This is a genomic window from Mucilaginibacter terrae, from assembly GCF_042679325.1.
Lineage (GTDB): Bacteria > Bacteroidota > Bacteroidia > Sphingobacteriales > Sphingobacteriaceae > Mucilaginibacter > Mucilaginibacter terrae.
The window spans coordinates 461,867-468,888 of the sequence record NZ_JBHTMJ010000001.1; the positions used below are offsets into that span (position 1 = coordinate 461,867).

The window sequence follows — 7,022 nt, forward strand, 5'->3', positions numbered from 1 at the left end:
ATGAATACAGCACAACTTAATAAGGTTAATCTTAACAGGTCGGTTCAGTGGAGCTGGCTGTTTAAAATGGCCTGGCGCGATAGCCGTCGTAACCGCTCACGCCTGTTCCTGTTCATTTCTTCCATTATATTAGGCATAGCGGCATTGGTAGCCATTTACTCCTTTGGTTACAATTTGCGCGAAGATATTGATGCACAAGCTGCCACTATGGTAGGGGCCGATTTGGTTATATCGGGTAATAAACCTGTCGACAAAAATCTGCAACCATTATTGAATAAGCTGGGTACCGAGCGCTCGGAAGAGCGCGCTTTTGCTTCCATGATTTATTTTAATAAAAGCGGCGATACCCGTTTGGTTCAAATTAAAGCTTTGAAAGGAGGGTTTCCTTATTATGGCAGTATTGAAACCACACCTGTACAGGCTTCTGAAAATTTCAGACAAGGACAATATGCCTTGGTGGATGCCGCGTTAATGCAGCAATACAAAGCCCGGTTAAATGATTCTGTTAAAATAGGTGAGCTCACTTTTGTAATTGCCGGTGTATTAAACCAGGCCCCCGGCCAAACCGGTATGTCGGCTGGGATAGCACCTGTGGTGTATATCCCTATGCAATACCTTGAAAAAACAGGGTTGGTTGAAAAAGGCAGCCGCATTAACTACAATTATTATTACAAGTTTAACAAGAATACCAATGTAGATAAACTGGCAGATAGCCTGGATGCTAAACTGGATAAAGGTAACCTGCACTACGAAACCATTGAAACCCGTAAGCAAAACACTGGCCGTGCCTTTACCGATCTGAACCGTTTTTTATCGTTGGTGGGTTTTATTGCGCTGCTACTTGGCTGCATTGGTGTAGCCAGCGCTACACAGATTTATGTGCGCGAAAAGGTAGCTTCTATTGCTGTTTTACGCTGCCTTGGCGTAAAAGCATCCGAAGCATTTTTGATCTTTTTAATTCAAATAGCAGGCATTGGCTTAATAGGTTCGTTATTGGGTGCTGCTTTAGGTACGGTGGTACAGCAGGTATTGCCTGTAGTGCTGAAAGATTTTCTGCCGTTCGATATTTCGGTATCGGTATCATGGCTGGCTTTGGGCCAGGGTGTGGTGCTGGGCATCATTATATCGGTGTTGTTCGCTTTGCTGCCCTTAATCAGTATCCGCAATATTTCGCCGTTAAATACTTTACGTTCGGCTTTTGAAAACGTGAAGACCAATGCTGACCCGTTACGCTGGCTGGTGTACCTGCTTATACTTGTTTTTATGGTAGGTTTCAGTTATTTGCAACTCAGTAGCTGGGCAGCAAGTGCCGCATTTACGGTGGCTATTTTAGTGGCTTTCCTTATACTTACTCTAACTGCAATTATGCTCATGCGCTTAATAAAGCTGCTGGTAAAAGGCTCGTGGAGTTACCTGGCAAGGCAGGGATTTGCCAATTTATATCGGCCAAATAATCAAACCATCATTTTAATGGTATCCATAGGGTTAAGTACTGCTTTCATTTGTCTGCTCATTTTTATGCAGTCGATGCTTATTCAGCAGGTAAGCCTGTCAACCAGTGGTAATCAACCTAATATGATCCTGTTCGATATTCAAACTACCCAGGAAAAGGGTATATTAAATATAACCAGGAAGTATAATATGCCTGTGATACAACAGGTACCTATAGTTACTATACGCTTAGATCAGATCAATAACAAAACGGCTGCAAGCTTACCTAAAGACAGTACAGCCGACCGCATGCGCCGTGCCTTTGGCGCCGAATACCGGGTTACATACCGTAATGATTTGATTTCCTCCGAGAAAATAGCTGGAGGTAAGTGGATAGGTGAAGCTGGTGATGCTTCCGAGATCCCGGTTTCGGTAGATGAACGCATGGCCAAACGTCTAGAAATCAAGTTAAACGACAAACTGATCTTCAATGTGCAGGGTACACCGGTTAAAACCTATGTAGCCAGTTTGCGTAAGGTAAACTGGAACAAGGTGCAAACTAATTTCCAGGTAGTTTTTCCTACCGGGGTACTGGAGCAGGCACCGCAGTTTCATGTGCTGCTCACCCATGTGCCATCGGGCAATGTATCGGCTAAATATCAGCAGGCGATAGTAAAGCAGTATCCGAATGTATCGGTTATAGATTTGGGTTTGGTATTAAATATACTGGATGAGATACTGGATAAAATAGGATATGTCATCCGTTTTATGAGCGGATTTAGTATCGCTACAGGTATCATCGTGTTAATTGCCTCGGTTCGCATTAGTAAATATCAACGGATCAAAGAAAGTGTTTTGTTGCGTACCCTGGGCGGAAGCCGTAGGCAAATATTAGTTATTACCGCCTTAGAGTATTTGTTTTTGGGTGCGCTATCGGCCTTAACAGGTATTTTAATTGCTATTGCAGGTAGCTGGCTGTTGGCCAAATTTAGCTTTGAAATTCCTTTCCAGGTTAATTATGTACCGGCTGTTATACTGTTTGTGCTAACTGCAGCGTTGACTATCATAATTGGATTGTTAAACAGCCGTGGCGTACTAAACCGCCCGCCGTTGGAAGTTTTAAGGTCTGATACATAGAAGAAAGAATAAAATTACACATGAAGCCAAATATATTAACGGCGTTACTAATGAGCGGCTTGCTAAGCCTGGCCGCTTGTGAAAGCGCCAATCAGCAAAGCCAAAAAGATTCGTCAGCAACGGTACCCGCAAAGCAAGCCACAGATGAGCCTACCAAAACAGTACTGTTTTTTGGTGATAGTTTAACTGCAGGTTATGGGTTGGAAGACCCGGCCTCGGATGCTTATCCAAGCGTGATACAGGAAGAAATTAAAAAAGCCAATCTTCCTTACACGGTAGTGAATGCCGGTAACAGCGGAGAAACTAGTGCCGGTGGCCTTGGCCGTATAGATTGGGTTTTGAAACAAAAGGTAGATGTTTTTGTATTAGAACTGGGCGCTAACGATGGACTTCGCGGTATAGCAGTAGCCGAAACTACCCGTAACCTGCAAGCCATTATTAACCGCGTTAAAACTAAGTACCCGAAAGCTAAACTGGTGTTGACCGGTATGCAAATCCCTCCGAGCATGGGTGCGGTTTATGTCAGCGATTTTAAAGAGATGTTCCCTAAACTGGCCGCTAAAAATAATATGACACTGGTGCCCTTCCTATTAGATAAGGTTGGCGGCATATCTAAACTAAACCAGGGCGATGGCATTCATCCAACCAAAGAGGGCGCCAAAGTTGTAGCCAGCAATGTTTGGGTGGTATTAAAGGATGTGCTTGGTTCTTAGCATATTTTAATCACTGTAATAAAACAATTACGTCCGAACAATAGCAATGATCCAACTGTTGTTTAAACATGTTGTTAATAGTTGGTTCCACCGGTATTGCCATTCAAAAATGTGATAGCACCGGGCATTTTATGAATACTGATGACGTGGTTGCAATTGAAGAGCCGCTGGAAATTAGGCTGGATTTTGGCACCGTAAATAACCGGCAAATACAAAATGTGGCCGTTACCATGCGTACGCCCGGTAACGATGCTGAACTGGCTTTAGGTTTTTTATTTACCGAAGGTATTATTACCCACCATCAGGATATTGCATCGGCCCAACACGCATTTATAGCCTGTGCCGAAAACAGGGAAAACGTAATTGTAATTAGCTTGCAGCCCCATGCTGTTGCTAACCTGGGCAAAGCCAACCGTAACTTTTATACCACTTCCAGCTGCGGCGTTTGTGGTAAATCTTCTATAAGTGCTATCCGCACGGTAAGCACCTATACGGCCGACTCCAATTACGACACCATCACTGCCGAAACTTTATACCATTTACCCACTATATTGCGTAACCATCAGGATGTATTTGATACTACAGGCGGCTTACATGCATCGGCATTATTCACGCCCGAAGGAGAACTGTTATGTGTACGCGAAGATGTGGGTAGGCATAACGCGCTTGATAAGCTGATAGGCTACGCTCTTCAAAACAACTGGTTGCCCATTCAAAACAAAATATTATTGCTAAGCGGGCGTGTAAGTTTTGAGCTGGTACAAAAGGCCGCTATGGCAGGTATTGGTATAATTGCAGCTATTGGGGCGCCATCCAGCCTGGCGGTGCAGCTGGCAAAGGAGTTTAACATTACACTGGTTGGCTTTTTGCGTAACCAGCGTTTTAATATTTATACAGCGGGGCACCGCATAACCAATTATTAGTGTTTATGAAAATTCGCATCAGATCAAATTCGTTACGCTATCGTTTAACCCGCTCAGAAGTAGAGCAGTTTGCACGGGAAGGAGTTTTTAAAGAAAAAGTAACCATAGGAGATGAGTCGTTGGTTTACTTGTTGCAACGTACAGCCGAACTTGAGGTACGCGCTACCTTGCATACTAACCTCATTACTTTGTTAGTGCCCGAAAGCATAGCGCACGAATGGATCACGACTGATAAAGTAGGATTTGATACACACAATGGTTTATTACATATACTGGTGGAAAAAGATTTTACCTGTTTAGATAATATAGAAGAAGACCAAAGCGATAATTACCCCAACCCATTAGCCGAGAAAAGATTATGAGTGAGAGAACAGAGCTACCCAGTGCCGAAAACCCGGAAGGATTATTAGACCTAAAAGTTACCGAACCTAAAAAGTGGGCTGCTGGTATGCCTGCGGTTGGCGCGTCATTAACCGATATTTTTGAAGAAACAGGTGGTATGCGCGGGTTGAAAGCTTTATTTAAAATGAACCAGAAGACGGGTTTCGATTGTTCGAGCTGTGCCTGGCCCGACCCGGATGATGAGCGCTCGGCCGTTGCCGAATATTGCGAGAACGGAGCTAAAGCATTGGCCGAGGAAGCTACGCTTAAAAAGTTGGAGGGCGAGTTTTTTGCCCATAATTCGGTAGAAAATCTGGCCCGTCAAACCGATATGGAAATTGGCAAACACGGTCGAATTGCACAGCCCGTTTATTTACCCAAAGGTGGCACCCATTACCAGCCTATAAGTTGGGACGATGCTTTTAAAAAAATCGCCGAACATTTAAACAGTTTGCAATCGCCTAACGAGGCTGCGTTTTATACATCGGGCCGCACCAGTAACGAGGCCTCCTTTTTATACCAGCTGTTTGTACGTGAGTATGGCACCAACAACATGCCCGATTGCTCTAACATGTGCCACGAAAGTACCAGTGTGGCCCTTGCCGAGGCTATTGGCATAGGTAAAGGCACAGTTACCCTGAACGATTTTTACGATACCGATGTGATTATTATTATGGGGCAAAACCCAGGTACCAATCACCCACGCATGTTAACCGCGCTCGAAAAGGCTAAAAAAAACGGAAGCAAAATTATTGCTATCAACCCGCTTAAAGAAGCCGGCTTAATAGCCTTTAAAAACCCGCAAACACCCAAAGGAGTACTGGGTTTTAGTACAGCATTAGCCGACCTGTACCTGCAAGTAAAAATTAATGGCGATATGGCATTGCTGAAAGCTATTGAACTTTTGCTTCTCCGGGCCGAAAAAGAAACACCAGGGCAGGTTTTCGATCATGAGTTTATTACGAAGGATACCGTGTTTTATGACCAGTTTATTAAAGAACTGGAGAAACATAATGTGCAGGACCTGGCTGATGCCGCCGGTGTGCCTTTAGCCCAAATAATGCAAGCCGCCGAAATACTGAAGCACCAAAAACGCATTATAATTTGTTGGGCTATGGGTATTACTCAGCATGTGAACGGCGTGGCAACCATTAAGGAAATTGTGAACCTTGTATTACTTAAAGGGGCTATTGGTAAACCCGGTGCGGGTTTATGCCCGGTAAGGGGCCATAGCAATGTGCAGGGTAACCGCACTATGATGATCTATGATAAGCCGTACGAAAAACAACTGGACAAGCTTAAAGAAGTATTTGGTTTTGAGCCGCCACGTAAGCACGGATATGACGTGGTAGAATCTATACAAGCGATGCAGGAGCGCAAACTTAAAGTGTTTTTTGCCATGGGTGGTAACTTTCTTTCGGCAACGCCCGATACTGTTTATACTGCTGAAGCCATGCGTAAATTAAAACTTTCGGTACATGTATCTACCAAGTTAAACCGCAGTCACTTAATACATGGTGAAGAGGCACTAATATTACCGGCCTTAGCCCGTAGCGATAAGGATATGGTGAATGGCGTTCAACAGTTTGTAAGCTGCGAAAATTCGATGGGCGTTATTCAGCAATCTAAAGGAATGCTGATCCCCGTTAGCGATGAAATGATGAGCGAACCATTAATTGTATGCAAATTGGCTAAAGCGGTTTTGGGTAAGCGTTCGGTGGTTAATTGGGACTTGTATGCATCGCATTACGATCATGTACGCAATAGTATAGAAAAAGTGATTCCCGGTTTTGAAGACTATAATAAGCGGGTACGGGTACCGGCTGGGTTTTACCTGCCTAATGCCCCGCGCGAAGGCAGGTTTGAAACCGATGAAACACCCGGTAAAGTTCAGTTTACCATCACTCAATTGCCTAAGCACAATTTGGCCGATGATGAATACATGATGACCAGCATCCGTAGTCACGACCAGTTTAATACCACCATTTACGGTATGGAAGATCGGTACCGTGGCATTCATAACGAGCGCCGGATTATATTGATGAACGCCAGAGATATTGCTAAAGCCGGATTAGAAGGAGGAGACAAGGTAGACCTGTATAGCAATTATAACCATACAGAACGGGTAGCTCGTTTGTACGTTATAGTTCCTTATGATATACCCGAACGTTGTACAGCTACTTATTATCCCGAAACAAATGTTTTATTTCCGATAGATAGCGTTGCAGAGAGAAGTAATACGCCTGCAACTAAACTAATCAATATTAAGATCAGGAAACATAGTAGTACGAAATAATCTGTTACATTTATCTGCGTAACTTATTGTTTGTACTTAGGTTTAAGGTTAATGTTACAAAAAGAGGCTGTTCCCATTTGAAGTGACCCCCAAAAGTTAGACAAAAACTTTTGGGGTTTATTATTATGTCAAAGCACACAT

5 protein-coding genes are annotated in these 7,022 nt (G+C 43.6%); all 5 read left to right on the top strand.

The features are described from left to right. The 5 genes from ACFQ3S_RS01930 (at position 1) to ACFQ3S_RS01950 (ending at position 6,881) form a co-directional block, all read left to right on the top strand. Complete coding sequence (locus tag ACFQ3S_RS01930) at positions 1 to 2,568, top strand: ABC transporter permease (RefSeq protein ID WP_377160636.1); 2,568 nt, start codon at positions 1 to 3, stop codon at positions 2,566 to 2,568. A 20-nt stretch (positions 2,569 to 2,588) separates the two neighbouring features. Then, a complete protein-coding gene (locus tag ACFQ3S_RS01935) occupies positions 2,589 to 3,281 on the top strand; it encodes an arylesterase (RefSeq protein ID WP_377160638.1) in 693 nt (230 codons plus the stop codon). A gap of 68 nt (positions 3,282 to 3,349) precedes the next feature. Then, positions 3,350 to 4,204: a formate dehydrogenase accessory sulfurtransferase FdhD gene (gene fdhD / locus ACFQ3S_RS01940; RefSeq protein WP_377160640.1), complete on the top strand. Its 855-nt coding sequence runs from the start codon at positions 3,350 to 3,352 to the stop codon at positions 4,202 to 4,204. A 5-nt stretch (positions 4,205 to 4,209) separates the two neighbouring features. Beyond that, a complete protein-coding gene (locus tag ACFQ3S_RS01945) occupies positions 4,210 to 4,566 on the top strand; it encodes a DUF7009 family protein (protein ID WP_377160642.1) in 357 nt (118 codons plus the stop codon). After that, positions 4,563 to 6,881: an FdhF/YdeP family oxidoreductase gene (locus tag ACFQ3S_RS01950; RefSeq protein ID WP_377160644.1), complete on the top strand. Its 2,319-nt coding sequence runs from the start codon at positions 4,563 to 4,565 to the stop codon at positions 6,879 to 6,881. The genes ACFQ3S_RS01945 and ACFQ3S_RS01950 overlap by 4 nt, the downstream gene beginning before the upstream one ends. Positions 6,882 to 7,022 lie beyond the last annotated feature (141 nt).

Coding starts and splice junctions, on each gene's coding strand:
- ACFQ3S_RS01930 (WP_377160636.1), top strand. CDS start 1: ATGAATACAGCACAACTTAATAAGGTTAATCTTAACAGGTCGGTTCAG.
- ACFQ3S_RS01935 (WP_377160638.1), top strand. CDS start 2,589: ATGAAGCCAAATATATTAACGGCGTTACTAATGAGCGGCTTGCTAAGC.
- fdhD (WP_377160640.1), top strand. CDS start 3,350: ATGTTGTTAATAGTTGGTTCCACCGGTATTGCCATTCAAAAATGTGAT.
- ACFQ3S_RS01945 (WP_377160642.1), top strand. CDS start 4,210: ATGAAAATTCGCATCAGATCAAATTCGTTACGCTATCGTTTAACCCGC.
- ACFQ3S_RS01950 (WP_377160644.1), top strand. CDS start 4,563: ATGAGTGAGAGAACAGAGCTACCCAGTGCCGAAAACCCGGAAGGATTA.